Source organism: Metaplanococcus flavidus (assembly GCF_042675885.1).
Taxonomy (GTDB): domain Bacteria; phylum Bacillota; class Bacilli; order Bacillales_A; family Planococcaceae; genus Planococcus; species Planococcus flavidus.
This window is the reverse complement of sequence record NZ_JBHTKI010000007.1, coordinates 13472-35151: the sequence shown is the minus strand read 5'-3', so window position 1 is coordinate 35151 and position 21680 is coordinate 13472. Positions and strand designations below refer to the sequence as shown.

At 46.1% G+C, this 21680-nt stretch carries 17 protein-coding genes; 6 read left to right on the top strand and 11 right to left on the bottom strand.

Annotated features, from left to right (window positions below; all coding sequences use genetic code 11):
• The first annotated feature begins 85 nt into the window (after window positions 1–85).
• A complete protein-coding gene (locus ACFQ1X_RS04045; RefSeq protein WP_144840299.1) occupies window positions 86–925 on the top strand; it encodes an NAD(P)H-hydrate dehydratase in 840 nt (279 codons plus the stop codon).
• Between the two features lie 47 nt (window positions 926–972).
• Here ACFQ1X_RS04045 and asnB read toward each other — a convergent pair whose 3' ends face one another.
• The 5 genes from asnB to ACFQ1X_RS04020 form a co-directional block, all read right to left on the bottom strand.
• A complete protein-coding gene (asnB, locus tag ACFQ1X_RS04040; RefSeq protein WP_144840300.1) occupies window positions 973–2850 on the bottom strand; it encodes an asparagine synthase (glutamine-hydrolyzing) in 1878 nt (625 codons plus the stop codon).
• 329 nt (window positions 2851–3179) lie between these two features.
• On the bottom strand, window positions 3180–4124 hold the full coding sequence (locus ACFQ1X_RS04035) for an MBL fold metallo-hydrolase (RefSeq protein WP_144840301.1): 945 nt from the start codon (window positions 4122–4124) through the stop codon (window positions 3180–3182).
• A gap of 98 nt (window positions 4125–4222) precedes the next feature.
• Window positions 4223–5203, bottom strand: coding sequence for a LacI family DNA-binding transcriptional regulator (locus tag ACFQ1X_RS04030; RefSeq protein ID WP_144840302.1), 981 nt, complete (start codon window positions 5201–5203; stop codon window positions 4223–4225).
• Between the two features lie 108 nt (window positions 5204–5311).
• Complete coding sequence (locus ACFQ1X_RS04025) at window positions 5312–5830, bottom strand: divergent PAP2 family protein (RefSeq protein ID WP_144840303.1); 519 nt, start codon at window positions 5828–5830, stop codon at window positions 5312–5314.
• A 615-nt stretch (window positions 5831–6445) separates the two neighbouring features.
• Window positions 6446–7141, bottom strand: a complete 696-nt coding sequence (locus ACFQ1X_RS04020) for an SGNH/GDSL hydrolase family protein (protein WP_144840304.1) — start codon at window positions 7139–7141, stop codon at window positions 6446–6448.
• Window positions 7142–7304: 163 nt separating this feature from the next.
• Between ACFQ1X_RS04020 and ACFQ1X_RS04015 the strand changes: the two genes are divergently transcribed.
• The gene (locus ACFQ1X_RS04015; RefSeq protein WP_144840305.1) at window positions 7305–8294 is read left to right on the top strand and encodes a two pore domain potassium channel family protein; all 990 of its coding nucleotides are present in this window, start codon (window positions 7305–7307) and stop codon (window positions 8292–8294) included.
• A gap of 85 nt (window positions 8295–8379) precedes the next feature.
• Here ACFQ1X_RS04015 and ACFQ1X_RS04010 read toward each other — a convergent pair whose 3' ends face one another.
• Window positions 8380–11892: a DUF6359 domain-containing protein gene (locus ACFQ1X_RS04010; RefSeq protein WP_379081456.1), complete on the bottom strand. Its 3513-nt coding sequence runs from the start codon at window positions 11890–11892 to the stop codon at window positions 8380–8382.
• Between the two features lie 370 nt (window positions 11893–12262).
• Between ACFQ1X_RS04010 and ACFQ1X_RS04005 the strand changes: the two genes are divergently transcribed.
• Window positions 12263–13030: an arylamine N-acetyltransferase family protein gene (locus ACFQ1X_RS04005; RefSeq protein ID WP_144840307.1), complete on the top strand. Its 768-nt coding sequence runs from the start codon at window positions 12263–12265 to the stop codon at window positions 13028–13030.
• 82 nt (window positions 13031–13112) lie between these two features.
• On the opposite strand, the gene ACFQ1X_RS04000 is transcribed toward ACFQ1X_RS04005, so the two are convergent.
• The 5 genes from ACFQ1X_RS04000 to ACFQ1X_RS03980 all read right to left on the bottom strand — a co-directional run bounded on the left by ACFQ1X_RS04000 (window position 13113) and on the right by ACFQ1X_RS03980 (window position 18063).
• Window positions 13113–13709 carry a DedA family protein gene (locus tag ACFQ1X_RS04000; RefSeq protein ID WP_144840308.1) on the bottom strand — a complete coding sequence of 199 codons (597 nt, stop codon included), beginning with the start codon at window positions 13707–13709 and terminating at the stop codon, window positions 13113–13115.
• A 4-nt stretch (window positions 13710–13713) separates the two neighbouring features.
• Window positions 13714–14835 carry an MGDG synthase family glycosyltransferase gene (locus tag ACFQ1X_RS03995; RefSeq protein WP_144840309.1) on the bottom strand — a complete coding sequence of 374 codons (1122 nt, stop codon included), beginning with the start codon at window positions 14833–14835 and terminating at the stop codon, window positions 13714–13716.
• Window positions 14832–15401, bottom strand: coding sequence for a hypothetical protein (locus ACFQ1X_RS03990; RefSeq protein ID WP_144840310.1), 570 nt, complete (start codon window positions 15399–15401; stop codon window positions 14832–14834). The genes ACFQ1X_RS03995 and ACFQ1X_RS03990 overlap by 4 nt, the downstream gene beginning before the upstream one ends.
• A 327-nt stretch (window positions 15402–15728) precedes the next feature.
• Entirely contained in the window at window positions 15729–16868 is a 1140-nt protein-coding gene (locus tag ACFQ1X_RS03985; protein ID WP_144840311.1) for a glycerate kinase, read from the bottom strand.
• A 61-nt stretch (window positions 16869–16929) separates the two neighbouring features.
• A complete protein-coding gene (locus tag ACFQ1X_RS03980; RefSeq protein ID WP_144840312.1) occupies window positions 16930–18063 on the bottom strand; it encodes an IscS subfamily cysteine desulfurase in 1134 nt (377 codons plus the stop codon).
• A 99-nt stretch (window positions 18064–18162) separates the two neighbouring features.
• Between ACFQ1X_RS03980 and nadB the strand changes: the two genes are divergently transcribed.
• From nadB to nadA, 3 genes are read left to right on the top strand one after another with little or no spacing between them, the layout of a single operon-like run.
• Entirely contained in the window at window positions 18163–19725 is a 1563-nt protein-coding gene (gene nadB, locus ACFQ1X_RS03975; protein ID WP_144840313.1) for an L-aspartate oxidase, read from the top strand.
• Entirely contained in the window at window positions 19725–20579 is an 855-nt protein-coding gene (gene nadC, locus ACFQ1X_RS03970) for a carboxylating nicotinate-nucleotide diphosphorylase (RefSeq protein WP_144840314.1), read from the top strand. Before nadB ends, nadC begins: the two co-directional genes overlap by 1 nt.
• Window positions 20576–21670 carry a quinolinate synthase NadA gene (nadA, locus tag ACFQ1X_RS03965; protein ID WP_144840315.1) on the top strand — a complete coding sequence of 365 codons (1095 nt, stop codon included), beginning with the start codon at window positions 20576–20578 and terminating at the stop codon, window positions 21668–21670. The genes nadC and nadA overlap by 4 nt, the downstream gene beginning before the upstream one ends.
• Window positions 21671–21680: the final 10 nt, after the last annotated feature.

Sequence of the window (21680 nt, the reverse complement as noted above, 5' to 3'; positions counted from 1 at the left end):
CAAGAATAATTGAGTAAAAACTTCTCATCTGTTTAGCAAACCTTCTTCCAGGCTATTCCATAAGTATAGGAAGGACGGGAAAGCGATGAAGGAAATTCCTCGGTGGTCAGAAAAAGACGTTACCAGAACTTTGCCCCACAGAAATCAGGAAGGCCATAAAGGGAGCTTTGGCACTGCACTGCTCATTGCAGGCAGTGCGGGTATGCCAGGGGCCGCTGTACTGGCGACATACGCCGCAATGAGAAGCGGTCTCGGAAAATTGACGGTTGCCACTTCCAGCGAATCAATTGTGGCCATCAGCTCTTTTGTGCCTGAAGCTACTTTCGAAACGGATTTATTGGACCGGATAAATGATTCGCAGCTGGATTTCAACCAATATAGCGCGGTTGCAGTCGGACCAGGCCTGCTGCCGGATTACAAAACGGAAGCTGCAATCGATCGGCTGCTGCCGGAAGGCAAGCCAATGGTGCTTGATGCCGGTGCCCTGTCACCCAGAAGCTATGATTCCGCTGCAGCTCCCGTCATTTTGACACCTCATATGGGAGAATTTTCAAGAATTACTGGCGTTTCAGTAGAAGAACTCCAGAAAGGCCAGGCCGCATACGCCGCCGATTGGGCCAACAGATTGGGCGTCACCATCGTCTTGAAAGGCCCGGGCACAGTCATTGCTTTTCCGGACGGCGAGACATTCATCAATCCTACAGGCAATAGTTCCTTGGCAAAAGGAGGAACAGGTGATACCTTGACCGGCATGATCCTCGGCATGCTTTGCTGCCACGACAATTGGCGTCATGCTGTCTTGAATGCAGTCCATATTCACGGAGCGTGCGCCGATGAATGGATCCGGACCCGCTCTCCCCACTCACTGCTCGCACATGACCTGACGGAATTGCTGCCGGTGGTAATGAATAGCTTTGAAAAATGAAAAAGAGCAGCTGTCCAGGAAGAAACCCTGAGCAGCTGCTCTTTTGATTATTGAATTTCTGCTGTTTCCTGATTTACATCGACAACCACGGCATCTGGCTGTTCCATCACAAAATAGCGTCTATGCCAAACAAGGAACATAAAAATGGTCCAAATTTTACGGCCGTTATTTGCTTTATTCGTGTAATGTTCATCAAGGAGAACGAGCAATTCGTCCTGATTGAAAAATTCAGCTGCTTCATCGCTGATGAAATACGATTTGATCTGCTGATGGAATTTCTCTTCGCGGATCCAATGGCGTATTGGAACCGGGAAGCCAATTTTTTTGCGATTTGCCGATGCTTCCGGAAGATTCCGGCGGGCGGCCAGTCGCATTGCATATTTCGTGTCTTTCAACCCGATACGGTATTTCGCCGGCAATTCTGAAGCAGTTGCCATCACCTTCTTATCGAGGAACGGAACCCGCAGCTCCAATGAATGCGCCATGCTCATTTTGTCCGCTTTCAATAAGATATCTCCAACAAGCCAGAGGTTCATATCGAGATATTGCATTTTCGTCAAATTATCTTTGTCTTTGACCTTGTCGTAAATCGGGCGGACGATGTCAGCAACCGACGGACCGCTTTGATAATCCGCTTTCAGTATACTTTCAGCTTGCTTTTCAGGAAAAACATTGGCCTGGCCGATAAACCAGTTTTCAACTGGCAGCCCGCCTTGTATAAGGAATTGCCTGCCTCGCATTTCGGGAAGTTTGGCTGCCGCCCCTCCGACTGCTGAACGAAGAACGGCTGGAAGTTTCCTGTATTTCTTCAGGTTTGGACGATGGTCATATCCTTCGTATCCGCCGAACAATTCATCCGCTCCTTCTCCCGACAACACCACAGTGACATCTTTCTTTGCCAGTTTGGAAAGGAAATACAATGGCACGATCGAAGGATTTGAATGCGGTTCATCCATCAGATACTGAATTTGTTCCAGTTCATTAAAACATTCATCTGAATCCAAAACTTCATGGATATTCTGGATATCCAATTCATCCGATAACAACTTGGCGTTGTCGATTTCCGAGAAATTTTTGTCGCTAAAACCAACTGTAAATGTCTTGTCAGGTTTCAGAACGGCTGCAACATAACTCGAATCAACACCGCTGGACAGGAACGAACCGACTTTTACATCACTGATCCTGTGAGCCAGAATGGACTCCTGGATAACTTCATCTATTTGATCGATTGTTTCTTCCAGGGGCTTTTCATTCACATCAAATGTCGGGTCCAGATACCTTTCCAGGGAAATCTCGCCACCTTTATAAACCATGAAATGCGCTGCGGGCAATTTAAATACCCCTTTGAAGAAAGTTTCGTCCAAAACGGAATACTGGAATGTCAGATAAGGCTTCAGTGCATCGCGGTTCATTTCTTTCTTGAACGCCGGATGCGGCAAAAAGCTTTTGATTTCAGAGCCGAACAGCAGAACGCCATTCATATTGGCGTAATACATGGGTTTTATGCCGAACATATCTCTCGCGACAACCAGTTTATTGTCATTGCAATCCCAAATGGCAGTTGCAAACATACCGCGGAGCCGGCTGAAAATCGCCGTGCCGTATTCTTCATAGCCATGGATGATGACTTCACAATCGGAATGCGTTGAAAAAGTATGGCCTTTGCCCATCAATTCCTCCCGAAGCTCCTGGAAATTATAGATTTCCCCGTTAACCACCGAAACAAGCGTTTCATCTTCGTTGTAGAAAGGCTGACTGCCGTTTTCAAGGTCGATTATACTCAATCTCCGAAACCCTAGAGCCGCTTCTTCGTCGAGGAATTGCCCGGAAGAATCCGGTCCTCTATGTATGATGCGATCCATCATCTTTTCCAGCGTTGAGCCAGCATTTTCAGTCTTACCGATAAATCCTGTAAATCCGCACATGTCTCCCAACCCTTTCATAGTTAAATTTACGCAAGTCTTTACTCACTCATTGTAGTACATGAAAGGTTTATTTGGTATATTTTTTTGATAAAATATGGAACAAATAATATATTTATTTTATTATACAGTTAATTGTTATATCGATATATTTTACTAGTTACACTTTTTTCAATTTCTTTCTGAGTTTAAAGTCTTTTTTGAACTTTCTTAATTATAAGAAAATAACACAACAAAAAAATCCAGCGAAAATTTTTTTCGCTGGATGGTTGTTTTCTACTGCTGGAATTCCGGAAACAGAACAAACAACCGACTGTGTTCTAGAATAATTTTCATGATTGTTTGCCCAGATAGTCTAACAATCCCATAGAGCTTACCATCAGGTCGAGTTCGACGAGCATATGAACTTCGTGCTGTTCGGATATTCCCTTTGCGGCTAAATAGGGATTGACCTGACCTTTCAATCGCTTGGCCAACTGGCTGTGGTTTTCATTTGCTTTTGCTGCCGACTTTGCTTCCTCCATGAAAATATTAAGCCACTTGAGCGACTGTTCAAAAGCCGCATCCGGATTTTCTGTCATACCGAAATGGCCATAAAAAGCGCGCGCAAATCCTTCATTCTTCATCCGGATAATGGAATCCCGCATAATTTCCGGATCAAATTGATTCGGAGAGGTGGAAGGAAGATGAAATTCAATCCCTTCCTTTGCCAATTGTTCGTAATGGATACCGGCCGTATCACCGGTAAAAATTCCATTGCTCACCGGATCAATTATGGCCAGATGATGATTGGCGTGGCCAGGCGAGTTCCAGAACACTAAATTACATTCAGTGCTGATTGCCAAGCGGTCGCCTTCCCTTTTGATGAGAATCCGCTCTTCAGGCACGGGTACGATAGGGTCAAACAGGGTGGAAAAACGTTCACCGTAAACCATTTTCGCTCCTGCAATGAGCCGTGAAGGGTCGCTCAGATGCCTTGCGCCTTTTTCATGCACTATCAGTTTCGCGTTCGGGCATTCCTGAAGCAATAAGCCGGCACCGCCAGCGTGGTCGAGATGGATATGGGTCACAATCACATATTTAACATCATTAAGGTTATGCCCCAATTTGGACAGGCCTTCTCTGATATAGGGCACCGAAGGGCTGGGGCCGGTCTCGATAAGCGTCAAATACTCTTCGTTGATGACATATGTACCGGTTCTTTCAGCAATGCCCATATCATAACCATCAATCAATGAAATTCGTTCGGTCAATTGGACCGGGTAAACTCTATCCATTCAAAACTCCTCCTTCTAATTACAAGAATTATAACAAAGATTCCAGTAGCTTTGGATAGTTAAAAAAACAGTGATGTATACGTATTCATTAAACTTAATCAGATAGCAACCGCACTTTTTCTTTCAAAAAGCTCCGGCATTAACCCGCCTTTCGGCACTGGCACTATGGAGTCGCCATTAATCCGGGCAATTAACTGGTCCACACCCGCTTTAAAAATATCCGTTTCACCAGGAAGTCCCACACTGGTGAGTCCCAGATAATTCATTGCAGCTTGTTTTGAATTACCTATTCCCACTATGCTGATATCTTCCGGAATTGAATAACCGTAGGCAATCAGGAAATCGATGGCATATGCGCCGATGGCATCAGTAGCAGCCACGATTGCAGTCGGGCGATCCTTTCTCGCCATCATTGCTGAAAGGATCGGATCCCAATCAGAAATAGCATCCGTGGCGCTTAATATCTCAATTTCCTGTTGCTTCATTCTTTCCAGAAAGCCGGTATAACGATCATGGAGACGCGGTTCATCACTATTCCCCCCCAACCATCCCACTACCCGGTGATTGAGGCTGTAGATATAATCCGCTGCCATACTTCCTGCAGCACGATTGTCCATGGAAATAAAACTGCCGTTCCCTTGATATTCCATACCGCAAAAAGCATAGGGGATGCCGGATTTTTCAAGCAACTCCACACCTGCCCCGACCAGCATGATGGGACCGGCGAGGATTCCTTCCGCTTGGGATCTGCCAATCGACTCAAACACTGCAGCAGGCTCATTCGGATCCTGGATATGAAGTTCCGTGATAAAACCTTTTTCTCGAGCGTAAGCAATCGTTTTTCCGGAAAACTCTGCATTTTCCGGGTCATCCAACGGACCACACATTAAAGCGATGATGCCGCTCTTGCGGCTGATCAAAGAACGTGCCGCAGCATTCGGACGGTAATTCAATTCCTGAATCGCATCATTCACTTTTTTAGTTGTGGCCGCATTCACTTTTTCTGAATTATTCAGAACTCTGGAAACCGTCGCCTGTGAGACCCCGGCAAGTTTTGCCACATCATTGGAAGAAACCATATTAGCGCCTCTTTTCAGTTTTTTGTTTTATGTATACGTATACATTAACAGCTTTTATGCAAATAAAAAAGCCCGTCCTGTATTTTAGGAGGGCTCTGATTTCTTGCTTTAATACTGGTACCGGTTCATATCACCGGGAGCCGGCAAACGTTCGAGTTTGCGGTCAATTGCATTGTTCTCAAGTTTGGCTGAAATCAGGCCAAGAAGTACACCGAACATTGCGCCAGCAAATACTTCAACTGGCTGGTGCCCGAGCAACTCCTTTAATTCCTGTTCCCGCTTGATCAATTCCAGACTCGGAAAATCTCCCTTCATTGAAATGAGGCTGTCTTCAAGGTCATTCACTAATTGAGCGATTTCACCTGTATGACGCCTGATTCCCTGTGCGTCATACATGACGATCGTTCCGAATACGATTGCCAATGCGGTTTCTGTATGGCGCGTCCCTTTGTGGGCGGCCACATATGTAGCGAGAGCTGATACTCCTGCCGAATGGGAGCTAGGCATCCCTCCTGTTGTAAACGCATGTTTCCAGTGCCATTTACCTGTCAGTTTTTTATTTGTTACAATTTTCAAAGCCTGTGCGATTCCAATCGCCGATAAGGATGTTATCACGCCGTAGTTCATGCAAGTCGCCTCCTGCTTACGATTCTTCAGCAAATCTGCTGTATAAATTGCAATACCCTAATTCAGCGGCTCATAACCGGAAAATTTATCTCAAAAAAAAGAAGCTCAAGGCGCTTCTTTTTTCCAAGCTGACTAGAAACCAATAACTTTTCCAATCATTGCGCTCTATGTGCATGCCTACATATCTATAACCAAGCCTCTTTTATCATAGCTTATCAAAAAAAGTGAAGTAAATTTGGGAACAGTTGCTTTCTGTTCCGGTGCGCGCTTTCCGCGGGAGTCGCACACCTGCACGCCAAGCAACTTGGACATTGGCTGAAGCTAGCGAAGCGATGCAGAGATAGGAGCACATCTTTGCTCTTCGCCGCCTGCCACTTCATTCTGTTCTGTGCGCAGAATGGTGGTGTCCACTTTCTCACGTGCAATACACTTAAATGCCTATTCCTTTATTAAAAAAGATCTGAGATATGGAGCAAAACAGCGCAGACGCCCAGGGGACCAAGCGAAGTGCTGAGATCCACTCGGACGAAGTGAAACGAGTCCGAGTTAGCTCAGTGCGAGCCCCCAGGCAAGCAAGCTGTTTTGCGGAATATCGGTTCACCTTTTTTTCTACAGTTATTTTTCATTGGAATGCTGCGGGAGGGCGATGCCGGTTGTCCGCAAGGTATTGATCAATAATTCATGCATCAACTTATAGCCTTCATCATTCGGATGGACGCCGTCGAGCCAGATAGCCGGATTTTTACCCATCTTATTCGTTTTGGAAATAATAACACCCTGTTCCCCGATTGCCCGGTTCCACCGGCGATACAGAAGCTTCGTCAGTCCCATGTATTGATGCTCTTTTTTCATTGAATTATAAAGATCATTTTGCACGATCAATGTGTCCGGGTTCACTTCCCGGACCTTGCTGTAAATAGTGAGCAAATTTCTTCTATAGTTGCCACGGATCGTTTTAAAACTGCGTATTAAACCGGTTGTGCCCAGTTTCCGGAAACTTTGAAGCAGGTCATTGCCCCCTATATTAATCAGCACCAGATCTGCTGCCTTAATGTGGTTATCCCATTTCCCGGTATGGATCCGCTCAGCCAGTCCGTCGCTCGTCAGTCCATTGATCCCCAGATTAATAACCCTGCTTTCAGGAAAGCTTTCCCGCAGATATTTTGCAATGCCTTCTTTTGTGCCATAGCCGTAGGCAACAGAATCACCAAGGATCAGTATGGTATGGATGTTTATTTCATTCCGATGTTTTTTTAATTTCCGTAATGGCGTCTTATTAATAAGGACGCCCGAAAGAAGTCTTTTATTCAATCAAAGCACATCCTTTTTCTGTTTAATTTATCACAATTATATCATCATAGTATTTTTACATCAAAAAGACAGCTTCAGGAAATACATAATATTTTGCAGTCTGCCCTTTTTCAATTATTATTTGCATAAGAGCTTTGACAATATCAAATAAAGGAGGCAAACGATGACAGAAATCTATGCAATTTTAGGTATTTTACTCCTGTTGCTTGGAATTATTGATTTTGCCTGGACAACTCTGTGGCCCGATGGCGGCGCCGGTCCGGTTACTAAAAGATTATCCCTCATGATCTGGATCGGAATCAGGTGGGTCAGCAGAGGCAACAGTTTCATCATAAGCATGGGTGGTCCGATTATTTTAATTTTCACCCTCCTTACTTGGATTCTATTGTTCTGGACAGGCTGGACGCTGCTTTTCGCGGCAGATCCGAGTTCGCTCATCGATACCAATGACAGTATCCCCATCAGCTGGTGGGAAAGATGGTATGTAACTGGCTATCTGCTATTTACGCTCGGTGTCGGAGATTACATCATGAAAGAAGGAATCTGGCAGATTCTCGCCATATTGACTACGGGGAGCGGACTCGTTTTCATCACTTTGGGTGTAACTTATATTTTATCGGTCCTGGATGCCGTTACCCAAAAACGCGCTTTTGCAGAAAGCGTCCGTGGCATTGGCGACAGTGTCACAGAATTTATACGCAACTCCTGGAATGGCAAGGATTTTCATGATATCGACCTTTTGCTCAATACATTCTCATCCCAATTAAGCACATTAACATCACAGCATAACGCTTATCCGATCCTTCATTTTTATCATTCCAGTAAGCGGGATGAAGAATTATCAGTTTCAGTGGCCACACTGGATGAAGCCTTAACCGTTTTTAAATATGGAATACAGGATGGCCATGGCCCGAATCAATTGCTTGTCCAGGAAGCCCGTTCATCCATCGAAAGCTATATCGAAACTCTCCGCAAAGGCTATGTCACTTCAGCGGAATTCCCTCCCCCCGTTCCCGATTTGGATACAATGAGAGAACAGGGATTACCGGTTGTCCCGACCGAAGAATTTTTGGATTCCCTGGAGAAATTATCCGAACGCCGTCGAGCTCTGCTCGGCAGCCTTCGTGACAATAGACAGAAATGGCCTGGATGAATTGAAACAGAGTATCATCAATAGAAAGAGCGGCCCAGCAAGGCTTAATTCAAGCCTTGCCGGGCCGCTCTTTTTCATTCATTTATTAACGTTTTTTAGCCTGTCCTTTATTCGTGACAACTGTGTAGTTGCCGAACTCGTTGACGCTTAAAGTAAATGTCGCACCATTCAGTTCGCCCTGGATAATTTTCCATTTGCCTTTTTTATCTTCGCGTGCGCCAAACTGGATTTTCACTTTGCTGTCTGTCGCAAAAGCTAAAGTGAAATCTGAACTGAAATCGATTTCGAGTTCGTTTCCTTCCAGATCAGTAACTGCGATGTCTAGCTGCTGCGTCAATGTTGGACGTTTGTCCACAAGTTCCGCGTCATCGACAGCCAGTTCAAGATTGAAGCCTTGGCCTGCAGCCTGTGCCAATTGCTGAAGATTTTGAACTGTTAAGGTAAGATCCACTTCCGGCATATCGATCAGCAGGTCTTTGCCGCTGCCAATCAGTTCATCGATTGTTCCTTCAGTGAATGTCAGCGTCAATTCACCTTCATCATTGAAGTCACCTGCAGTAACGACCGCTGTGTCGCCTGTGTAATCGGGATCTGCTTCCTGTTCACCAGGTATTGCCGGAACTTCCGGTTCAGTGAAGCTGATTTGCGCGAGCAATGGATCGTGATCGGATGCACGTCCATGCTCTTCCATGAACATTGCATTGATATGGACCATATCGAGTTCCGTACGGTCCGCCAGATTGTTCGTCACCAACAGATGATCAAGAACCTGTGAATTGCCCTGGTAATAATAAGAGAAGCGATCTTCCAAAGGTACATCTCCGACTTTGTTCGTCAGGATATCGCCTTTCAGTGCTTCAATAGAAGGAGTGAATTCAAAGTCATTCATATCTCCCGCAACAATTACATTCAGATCCGGGTCTTGCTCCAGTCCTTCTGCAATAAATTCATTGATCGCTGTAGCCAATTCGATGCGTTCTTCAACTGAACCAAAGAATGGCGGCTGGTGTTGGCCAAATAATCCCTGGTCTCCTCCTTTTGAGTTCAAATGAGCGCCGACGACTACAACCTGCTCACCCTGAAACTCGAATTGTGCTGCAATCGGCTTGCGTGTATTCGGCATCGGGATCGGCTGGATGCGGCCGGGATTCAATGACAATTCGCCGTCGACCCATTCTGTATCCTGCGTTGCCGTTCCTTTTGTGCCTTCAGAAAGTGTTACGCGATCCGGATTATACAGATAGCCGACTCGGATATTTCCGCCAGGCTGTCCGCCGTCCTGATTGTATTCAGGGGCGATATCGGTCCATGCATAAGTCGGACCGCCTGCTTCTTCGATATCTTCAATTAAACGCTCATAGCTTGCCGTTGCATCACTGTTGCCGGATGCAATCGGGCCATCGCTGTCCTGTACTTCCACCATAACGATGATGTCCGGCGAGTTCAGGTCTTCCACAAACGATTCAGCGATACGCTGAGCTTTTGCATCTGACGTGTGGTTTGGATCTGCTGAATAATTTTCAACATTATAAGTTGAAACGGTTAATTTGTCATCAGCATTTTCAATCCAGGTTTCTTCCGGTTCGATGCCGCCATCCACAATTGCCGGAACTTCATCTTCAGCTGTCCAAATCTGGTAGTTGCCGAAGCCGTATCCGAGGACACCCACCGGATTTTCACCAAATGTATCTCCTGCTTTGGCGATGACATCTTCACCCGTTGTCACAGTAATGCGCTCCGGGTTGAAATCATCTTCAGCCAACAGAATGCCATCCTGTTTATGGAAGTCATTGTTTGTGGCATTTTTTGATACAACAAATACTTCCCCATAATTTTGTGGACCGACGATTTGTGCATCTGCTACCTCAACGCGCATCAATTCAAGCGCTTCAAAGAAGTCAATTCCGTCTTCTTCCGGGTCGAATGATGTTAATCCGTCATTATCAATATTTTGAGTCGGCGGGAAAACATCTTCACCGATAACAATTGGATCCGGCAGTTCCGCTGTACCATCTTTTACAACGTCCGTCGAACGGATGCGAGTAAGCGGCAAGTCGTTGGCTCTCATATCGGAATAACCTTTATAGAACCATTCTTCTACTGTGCCCGCTACTGTTACCAAGTCACCGACCTGGAAAGAGCTGTTTGCACTTGTTCTGTTGACAATAATTGCTTCAGAAGTCGTCCAGTCGCCATCGTCATTAGGGTCCTGGATGACGAAGTTGGCACCGTTGTAAAAATGTGTGATGACGCCGGTTACTTCATTCACGCTTGCATCTTCATACAACGAATAGTGTTCTCCGCTTTGGATGTCACGGATTTTAAGGTCTGTCACTTTTAAAACGGTGTATTCAAAAGTAAAAATTTCAGATGTTTCTTCCCCTATTGCAATCGCTTTGATTACAGTGTCTTCTGTCAATGTAACAGGAGATGTGTATAGAGTACTTGACGCAGTCGGTTCTGAACCGTCCAGCGTGTAATAGATTTCTGCGTTCTCCCAGCCGGACTGAAGAGCGATTTCCATTCCTTCAGAAACAACACCCGGGAAAACATCCGTATAAACTGCTGGTTTGTTGACTAAATCGAAACTTTCAAGACCGAGTGTTTTCACTTGATAGTCATCGTAGAATTTGGAAGCGATTCCAGAAACATGGATCAAATCGCCTTCTTTATATTGTTGAAGAAAACGCTCATACGTCAACCCATTGCGGTTATCGTTGCGGACTATGGCCGTTTCGCCGTTTTCAGAAACTGCCGAAAATTGGAATGTGCCGTACTCGTTCACTGACTCAAGGTCTGTGATTGTCACGTTCTGCAATTCGATTCGCTCACCCTGCGTTTCGTCATTCACTCCTGCAGGTGTAATCGTCTGCAATTCAGGAAGTTCATTGCCTGAAGTCACGACTTCGACCGTATCCGGCTGCAATTGCAATTCACCGCTGTATTCAGAAACAGAACCCGTTAAACGGACATTGTCTCCTGGTGACACAGTTGCACTGGAAGTATAGACGTAAATTCCTGCAGTGTCATCCTGGACGTAAAATGCATTGCCGCCCCAGAAACCTGTTGCTGTTGTAACTGTCGCCTCGACCTGGATCAATTCACCAGGCATCGTGCGTGCTTCAGCCAATGAATCAACGGTCGCAGGTTCCGGTGGCACTTCGCCTTCAGAAAGGATTTCGAAAGAAGTTGGTGATTTCAAGCCAGGAACACTGAAATACGCTTCCAATGATCCGGTAATGTTAACTTCTGCTTTAAAATTGGCAGGATTATCAACCAGGTTCAAAGCCGAACGGACCGAACCGGTAGGCAATTGCACCGGCAATATTTTTGCCGGATCAGTTTCATCCGGTGAATCCGCCAATCCTAAATTAGTGGCTTTGGTAAAAGGTGCAGCCTGGTCGTAACTGGTTCCACTGTTGGCCGTACCAACGATATAACCATTCACCGTGGCTGTTCCCGAGTTATTGGCGATTGCTTCCGTCACCGTAATCGGTTCGGCTGCATCGGCAGTTGCCATATAAGGCAAAGCTGCAGACAGCACCAGGATAAGGCTGAGGAAAATCTTGCTAATTGAGCTTTTTGTCAAACTAGTCACTCCCTCTTTTTAATTTGCGTAAAGCACAATTATACAAGAAGAAAATTAATGTTTTGTTAAATTATTGTAAGTTTTCAATAAAAATACCCGATGGTCCTGATTTAATAAAGATGTATACAGAGGTATTGATTTAATTTCCCTAGTTATCTGTTAATCATTTAATATATTTAGCTCCATCTGTAATTATATATTGTCAGATACCGTAAAAATTTTTAATGGTCACGCCAATGAATAGTTGAGCAGCCGTTTTCCGTCTTTCCTGCCTGCGCTGTGCTTATTGAAATTTATAACCGGGAATGAAGTTTTCATTAAATACCAAACGGGAATAACTAAGCCAGTACGCTTTTGCCTGAAAGGAATGAAATAATATATGGACCCTATAAAATATTTGCAGCGTTTCGATGCTTACCCCATCGAAGAAAATTATTTACAGGATCTGGCAAGGCTGCAATCACTCCATATGCAGCATATCCCGTTTGAAAACCTGGATGTTATCCGGAAAGTTCCCATCTACCTGAATCTCGAAAGCATCTATGACAAAGTGGTCAATCAGGGACGCGGCGGCTATTGTTACGAGTTGAACGGCTTATTTTGCTGGCTGTTGCAGCAGCTTGGTTTCGACGCCAAAATGATTTCTGCGACTGTCCTAAAACCGGATGGCAGCTTTACTAAACCGGGCACCCATGCGGCCATAGCAGTGCACTTGGACACCCCCTATCTGGTCGATGCCGGTTTCGGGGATTCAACGATCAGCCCGATTCCGCTTGGCGGAGAACGTCACACTGATAATAGCGGCACCTATCGTATCGAAGAAATCGAAGAAGGTGTTTTTCAATTGTCGAGGGAAAATAACGGCGAGGAAAAAATTCTTTACCGCTTCACGCTCGAGGAAAAGCGTCTGGAGGATTTTCATGAAGGCTGTGTTTTCAATCAAGTCTCGGAAGAGTCGCCCTTTACACATCAGGACATTGTCACCAGAGCGACCCCCGATGGACGCATCACACTTACCGACACCACGTTGACCCGGACAATTAACGGCAAAAAAGAAAAACAGCACTTGACGCAAGCGGAAAAAGTGAAATTGCTGAAGGACGAATTTGGTATTGTGCTCGATGAAGAAAAGCCTCTTCAAAAATGAAGAGGCTTTTCTGTATATGGATTATTTAGCTTCAGGCGAACAATTATCATGAGATTAACCAGTGATGGAATGGTGACTGGTTTTACGCCACTTTCTTCTTTCTGCGTCTCCAGATGGAATAACAGATGCAAAGGATGGCCAGCACCACACCGGTTCCATAGAACTCAAATCTGTAGTCATTGAACAGCGCCACAAAGCGATCGTAATTGCCATTGAGATAATCACCGAGATACAAAACCGCAAAACACCACGGTAAAATACCGAAAAAAGTCAGGACAAGGTATTTTATCAGCCCAACTTCGCTGATACCCGCGAGATAGGAAATGTAATTCCCGATACCGAATGGCCGCGATAACGCGATGCTCCAAATCCCGTAACGACTGAACAGCCGGCTTGCTTTACCGAGGCCCTTTCGGATTCTGTCCCATAATAGATGTTCCATTTTATTGCCGATAAAATAAGGAATCAGGCTGGCCAGGCTATAGGCAATTGCCATCAATGCCGCGAAGCCAGCTAAACCGGCAATTGACAGATTCAATATTCCCCCGTAAGCCAACACGACGATAATGCCGGGAAACGGCAGAGAAGATCCCTCCAGAAATATCGCTGTGAACAAACCGAAAAGACCTAAATCCTCTAAAAACCCCAAAAACTGTTGGATGACCTCCTGGATATCCATCCAGTCAACCCCGTTTCAGCATGGATTCAATTGCCTTATACTGTTCGTTCGAACCCTTTAATTCAAGATCATCCTGATATTGTTCAACTGTTTTTTTGTATTGATGACTCTTTTCTTTATCGTCCAGCGTCCTGCAGGTGAATTCAATTGCATCGGTCCCCTCAGGCACAATAAAGACAAGCCCCATTTCCTCCAAAAGTCCAAGGTTGATCTGTTCCTGACCAGGCAAGGCAGATGAAATGAAAATAGGCAGCCCTTTCCGGAGCGCTTCTGAAATCGTGACACCGCCCGGTTTTGTGATGATTGCATCCGAAGTGTTGTATAATCGGTTCATCTCATCTTTGGAAGAAATATAAGGATAGGCATCGGCAAATTGTCCATCCAGTCCTTTTACTTGATCGTAAAGTTTCTTATTGGATCCACAAAGAATGCTGACTTTGCAAGCCAAATCCTTATGCCTGTTTTCAAGCACTTCTGATATGTTGCCGAGGCCAACGCTTCCCCCCGACATCAAAATGTGATGAAGTGGCTTTGCCGTTGATTTGATTTCATCATTTATGGATTCAAATTTGCGACTGACCGGTATACCTGAAAGATAGATCCTGGTTTTATCGATGTTGTATTTGGACGACAAATCATTCTTGATTTGGCGGCTTGGCACAAAATGATATTCGATATGGCTGCAGCCCCATACATCGTTTATGAAAAAGTCGGTGTAAATATTTAGGGCCGGCACATCACAATGGCCGGTTTCTTTTAAGCGATTGATGAAAAAGGATGGAAATCCATGGGTGCAGATGATGAGATCCGGCTCCTCTTTAGCAAGGATTTCTTTGACTTTTTTCAGGAACAGTATTTCATATGCCTTATGGGGACGTTCACTTTTGCTGCGGTAAGCAAGTTTCCGATAAGTCCACGAATAGCTTTCAGGAAAATGCCGAATCCATTGCAGATATCCTTTTGTTAAACCTCCTTCAACGAGGGAATTCCATTCACTGAGGATGTCCATTTTCTTGCATTCGATTTCCCCTGAATTTGCGGAAATACTTTCGCAGATCGCATCAGCCACCTGGTGATGACCTGAAGGCATACTTTTCAGGAGAGGGAAAATCAATACTTTCTTCATTGCACCGCCTCCAGAAAAGCATCGGCTGTGACGAATTCAATTGAGGGATTGAGATATGGATATTCCCTCATAACTCCGCGGTAAATCAAAGTCAAATCGTTTGCAGAAAATAAATCGCGTGGAGTGATGAGTGCATGGGGTTTTTCCACCGGCCGAATCCCGCCTGCCGCTAATGCCTCGGCAACGAATTGTGAACAGAAATAGGCGTTTTTCCGGTTGAAGTTATAATTAAGAGCAATTGCAAATAAACCGGTGAAATTGTATTTGAACAAATCCTGTTCCCGCTCCATCCTTTGCACATATTCCCAAATGCGGCGGTAACTTTCCTCATTCAATTCCAATTTGCAGACAGCGCAGTCCGCGCGCTGAAAAAGATGATCCCGGACATCTTCTTTTACGAACCCCCCGATAAACGCATTATCGGCCTCTTTTCGGCCAAAGCTGTACATATGGCTTAAATCTTTCGTAAACGACAACGATACGTGGCTGAAAGGATAGCCAGTACAATTCTTAATCATTTTTGCCAAGTTTGTTTTGGTGTCTGTGAACACAATATACAGTTCCATTTAAGCATCCCCTTGCTTACAGTCCGAATTTATCAAGTTATTTCCTTAACCAAAGTTTATATTTCTGTTTAAACACACACATCAGGCGCCAGGCCTTTTTTATATGCGACCAGAGGCTTAGGACATTTCAGGACTCTTTCTCTTTTATTAATTTAACGTATGAAACCGCGTAAAGTTTCATAAAGATATGTAATTTTCTGTTAGAATTACTTATTATTATAGTCCTAATCCGCTAAAAAAGGGTCAATAATTTTATTAAGATTTTATTAATATGAAAACAAAAAATCCGGAAGTCAGCAGCGCTGTCCCCGGATGTTTGGTTCTACTTTATGCCATGCTTCCGATTCGCACGATTTTCATAAGCCGCATGCTTGCGTTATATAGAAGCTTTTCACTGTGCAGCATGGCTTCAGAAAGGCTTGTGGGTCCTTCGGACATCGGCATCACAACGTTCACACCTTCATATTCGAGGTGCTCGGTTCCCGGACCAATGGAACCTGCAAAAGCGATCACTGGAACACCCGCTCCTTTCGCCAGACGGCCAATGCCGACCGGTACTTTTCCGAATAAGGACTGGCCATCGATCCGCCCTTCCCCCGTCAAAACAAGATCTGCATCTTCCAACTGTTTTGCAAGGCCGGCCATTTCAGCGATCATTTCCAGGCCGCTCCGAAATTCGACAACCAAAAGAGTCCGCATCAAAAAACCGATGCCTCCAGCAGCACCGCTTCCCGGTTCATTGACCATCGATTTCCCTGTTTGGCGCGCAACCAATTCTGCAAAACTGCGCATGCCTTTCTCAAAAATTTCCAACTGGCTTGCTGACAGACCTTTTTGGGGTCCGAATACCGTGACTGCCCCGTCGCTTCCCAGAAGCGGATTGGTGACATCACTTGCAATTGTTATCTTGACTGAGGGCAGCCGCGGATCCAGTCCGGTGGGGTCCATTGCAGAAATACGATCGAGCCTTCCTCCAAGCCACGAAAGTTCATTCAGGTTTTCATCAAAAAACTTTACGCCGAGCGCCTGAAATAAACCGGTTCCACCATCGATGGTGGCACTCCCACCAAGGCCCAGAATGATCTTTTCCGCCCCTTTATCAAGTGCTTCTTTTATCAGTTCCCCCGTGCCAAAGCTCGATGCCCGCTCCGGATCCAATTCTGCTTTGTCCAACAAGGGAAGTCCCGAGGCAGCAGCTGTTTCGATAATGGCTGTCTTTTTTTCTTCCAGCCAGCCATATTGCGCAACTATAATTCTTCCAAAAGGATCGCAAACACGGCAGCTGACCATATCTCCGCCCCGGTTCCACAGCACAGCATCGACGGTCCCCTCTCCTCCGTCAGCCATGGGAATTTGAACAGTTTCAATATGCGGGTCGAAATCCTTAAGTGCCTTATCAATTATTTTTGAGGCTTCCACACTGGTGAGAGATCCTTTGAACGAATCAGGTGCAATTACAATTTTCATAGTGAACCTCCCTCAGCTTTAAATTACTAAAATCGTAGCAGTCATAGAGCCCTGCTGCAAATTATTTTTTTGTCCGGCTTTCAAGCAACGATGATTCCATTACAGCTAAAAATTTCTTTATATCTTCTATAGTTGTATCTCTGTAAAACGAAATCCGGATGAATTTTCTCGCAGCATCGCTTGCCACACCCATGGCCAGCATGGCGGACATCGCTTCACCCGCGCCGATTTTGCAGGCGGTGCCAGTTGAAATTGCGATTTCATGGCGGTTGCACTGGAGCATCATCCACTGCCCTTCAACATGCGGCAACAGGAGTCCCTGGATAAAGGGAGACTTCGTGGCTGATTTACCGGCTGATACGATGCCAAACGGCAAATTCTGCAGCAGAAAACTTTGAAGTTGCTCTGCGTTCCTATGGTTTTCAGGTTGTTCACCTACCGCATATTTGGCCGTAATCGTTGCCGAGACGATACCCGGAACATCGACGGTCCCTGCACGAAAGCCATTTTGATGTACAGTCCCTTCATAAACCGGCTGCCAATGAATGCCGGGGTCCAGATAAACGATACCAACACTTTTCGGACCTGCGATTTTATGAGCCGAAAAAACAGCTGAGGCGACGCCGCTCCCTGACAGATCGATAGGCACTTTCCCGAGCCCCTGCACCATATCGGTATGCAGCGGCACACCGAAACGATGTGCGTATTGCGCGCATCGGGCGATGTCTTGTATGGCACCCATTTCTGAATTGACGAGCTGCATGACGACCAGCGCCGTTTCTTCAGTCACTGTTTCTTCATACATCCCCATATCCAATATTCCCGATTCATCTACAGGCAAATAGATAATTTCATAGCCTTCCTTTTCGAGTTCCGCCAAAACTGCCAGCACGGAGGCATGTTCCAATTGTGTTGTAACAATCGTTTTGCAATGAACCGGCCTGCCGTTCAATAACGAACGTATCGCCAATTGATTAGCTTCTGACGCACTGCCGGTGAAATAGAATCCATCCTTTCTTCCATACAATAATTGCCCCCAGACCCTGCGGCACGAATCCACCCAATTCGCTGCTTCCGTTCCGGCATCATGAAGGCTTTGTGTATTGCCGAATGTGCTTTTGGCTGTTTCCAAATATGCCTGCAATGCTTCTTCCCTCATCGGCAAAGTTGCCGCTGCGTCCAAATAAATTTTCATGAGTCCACCAATATCCCTTCAAAATACATTTTAACCTTGTAATCACTGTATCTTTATGTCATTAATAGTGTCAAGACACTTGTAAAGAAGGTGTAAAGTTTGTTTGATGTTCTTATTATTGGCGGAGGTGCTGCCGGCCTGATGCTGGCCCATTCGCTGCCCCGTGATTGGAAGATTGCCGTATTGACGAAAGACACACCGGTCAACACAAATACAATGCTGGCACAGGGAGGAATCGCGGCGAGCCTTCATTCCACTGATTCCCCTGAAGCTCACGCCGAAGATACGTTACAGGCGACCGCCGGTCATTCAGCACCAGAACGCGTGGCAATTCTGACAGATGAAGGTGAATCCATCATCCGCCAATTAATGGCAGACGGGCTGCCTTACGATAAAGATGTTTCCGGCAGCCCCATTCTCGGAATGGAAGGCGCCCACAACACCCGCCGCATCCTTCATGCCGGAGGTGATCAGACGGGCAGAGGATTGATGAGTTATTTAATGAAGAAAACAGAGAACCGGATCCAACGTTTCCCCCATCATCAGGCCCTTGAGCTCGTTGTCGCCGATACAGGTTGCCTGGGAGTCATAGCGAGTGATAAAGACGGATTCAGAAAATCCATCTACGCCCGCCATACTGTTCTCGCAACAGGCGGTATCGGTGCCCTATACAGCCATACTTCCAATCCAAATGTTGCAGAAGGCGATGGCTTATCGCTCGCCTATCGCGCTGGAGCGATTTTGGAAGACCTTGAATTCGTCCAGTTCCACCCCACCATTTTGACAATAGACGGAAAATCCGAAGGCTTAATTTCCGAAGCTGTTCGTGGAGAAGGAGCATTGTTGGTCAATCAACATGGACACAATATTATGGAAGGAATTCATCCATTAAAAGAACTTGCCTCCCGGGACATCGTTGCACGCGCAATCGAATGTCATTGGCAGGAGCAGGGCCCCGTCTTTTTGGACGCGCGCCATATAACCGATTTCGGTGATAAGTTCCCTTCGATCCTGAAAAATTGCCAGTATCACGGAATTGATCCCTTAACCGATCTATTGCCGGTACGACCTGGCGCACATTTTCATATGGGAGGCGTAAAAACGGACGACAGAGGCAGAACAAACATCGCCCGCCTATATGCCATTGGAGAAATTGCTTGCACCGGAGTTCACGGCGCCAATCGGCTGGCCAGCAATTCGCTCCTTGAAGCGATTGTTTTTGCGAAACGCTTGGCAGAAACTCTTTCAAAATCAGTCCAGGATGAATTTGAAAACTCCCATTTCCTTGAACAAAGCTGGAATTTTACAGCCTTTAAACAAATTGGGGCGTATCCCCTTCACGAGTCATTGCGGACAGACATGACCCATTCAGTCGGCATTCTCCGGGAAAATCAACGGTTGAAAGATTTTATTGATGAATATAAATTGCCGCCAGTTGAAGATTTACTCAATCTGAGCAATGAAGATATCAGCCTTTTCCACCGATTAACATCCAGCACATTAATCGCGACTGCGGCTTATTTGCGGGAAGAGAGCCGCGGTGCGCATTTCCGAATCGACTTCCCTGCCCTATCAGTTGATTGGCAAGGGAAAGTCATTGAATTATCCAAAAGTGGAATTAGTATCAATGAACGTAAAATACAAAGCAAGGAGACTGTATGATGAACAAATTGAAAGCACAAGATGCGTTAAAAAACTTTTTAATAGAAGATATGGGAGATCGGGATGCCTCCTCCGTCATCTTTGAAGACAGCAATCAGGGCGAGGCAATCGTGCGGATGAAAGCGGATGGCATCATTGCCGGTTTGCCGATTTTCGAATGGGGCTATCAGTTGCTGGACCCTACTATAACCGTGCATAAGTTCAAAAACGAGGGCGACGCCGCATTTACCGGTGAGGCGATTGTGAAAATCAGCGGCAATGTGGCAGGAATTTTGGCCGGTGAACGCGTCTTCCTCAATCTTGTCCAGCGGATGAGTGCGATTGCCACTTTGACCCATCATTGTGTGGCGGCGCTAGGGTCCTCCCACACCCGTATCGTTGACACAAGAAAAACTACGCCGGGTCTGCGCATGTTTGAAAAATATGCAGTACGGACAGGAGGAGGCTTCAATCACCGGAACGGACTTTATGACGCGGTCATGCTGAAAGACAATCACATCGCCGCTGCCGGTTCGATCACGGCAGCCGTCAGAAAAGTCCGGGCAGCACACGGCCACATGATGATGGTCGAAGTGGAAGTGGAAACAGAACAGCAATTGCTGGAAGCGATCGCCGCAGCACCGGACGTCATCATGTTCGACAACCAGTCGCCGGATCAAGTCAGCCGCTGGGTGAAACGCGTGCCCGGCAACATCCGGACAGAAGCTTCCGGCGGCATCGATTTGGCTCACCTTGCGGATTACCGGGATACCGGCGTCGACGTCATTTCCATCGGCGCATTGACACACAGCGTCAGCAACCTCGATATGACCATGAACTTAAGCGTTTCACATAAGGAGGCAATTACCCAATGACTTCATTACTCGAAGAACTTCAACCGGCGGATGCAATGCCCGCCCATTATTTGTCTGCATCAACCGAGGAATTGCATGCACGTGCGGCATTGGCACGGAAATTATTAGGCAATCGCCTTTATATACTGGGCCATCATTATCAGAAAGATGAAGTGATCCGCTATGCGGATGTAACAGGAGACTCATTGCAGCTGTCGCAAATAGCCGGTGACCAAACCGCTGATTTCATCATTTTCTGCGGTGTCCATTTTATGGCTGAGACGGCAGACATACTGACGACTCCCGAGCAGGCCGTTCTGCTTCCCGATATGCGTGCGGGCTGCTCAATGGCGGATATGGCGAATATCGATCAGACAGAACGCGCATGGCTCAAGCTGCAGGGGCTATTCGGAGACTCCATCACCCCGCTGACTTATGTCAATTCTACAGCTGCCATCAAAGCTTTTGTCGGCAGAAACGGCGGCGCAACTGTGACTTCCTCTAATGCGGTGGAAATGGTGCAGTGGGCACTCGGGCAAAAAGAGCGCATGCTATTCCTGCCAGATCAGCATCTTGGCAGGAATACCGCAGTAAAACTCGGGATCCCGCTTGAACAGATGGCTGTTTGGGATCCCATCAGGCAGAAGCTGGAACTGCAATGTGAACTGGACGATGTCAAAGTCATCCTTTGGAAAGGCCATTGTTCGGTACATATGAATTTCCTGCCGAAGCATGTTGAAATTCTGCGTGAGAAAGAACTCGACCGCAATATCCTGGTCCATCCGGAATGCACATATGAAGTGGTGAGCATTTCAGATTATGCCGGTTCGACCAAATACATCATCGACATGATTGAAGCATCTGAACCGGGATCAAAATGGGCAATCGGCACAGAAATGAATCTTGTAAACCGTCTGATCAGCGATTATCCTGACCGTGATATCGTGTCGCTTAATCCTTATATGTGTCCATGTCTGACCATGAACCGAATTGATCTTCCCCATTTAACCTGGTCTTTGGAAGAATTGGTGGAAGGACGAGTGATCAACCGGATTACGGTTGATCAAAAGACAGCGGATGAAGCTGTAATGGCGCTCAAGAAGATGATGTGAGTATGTATAA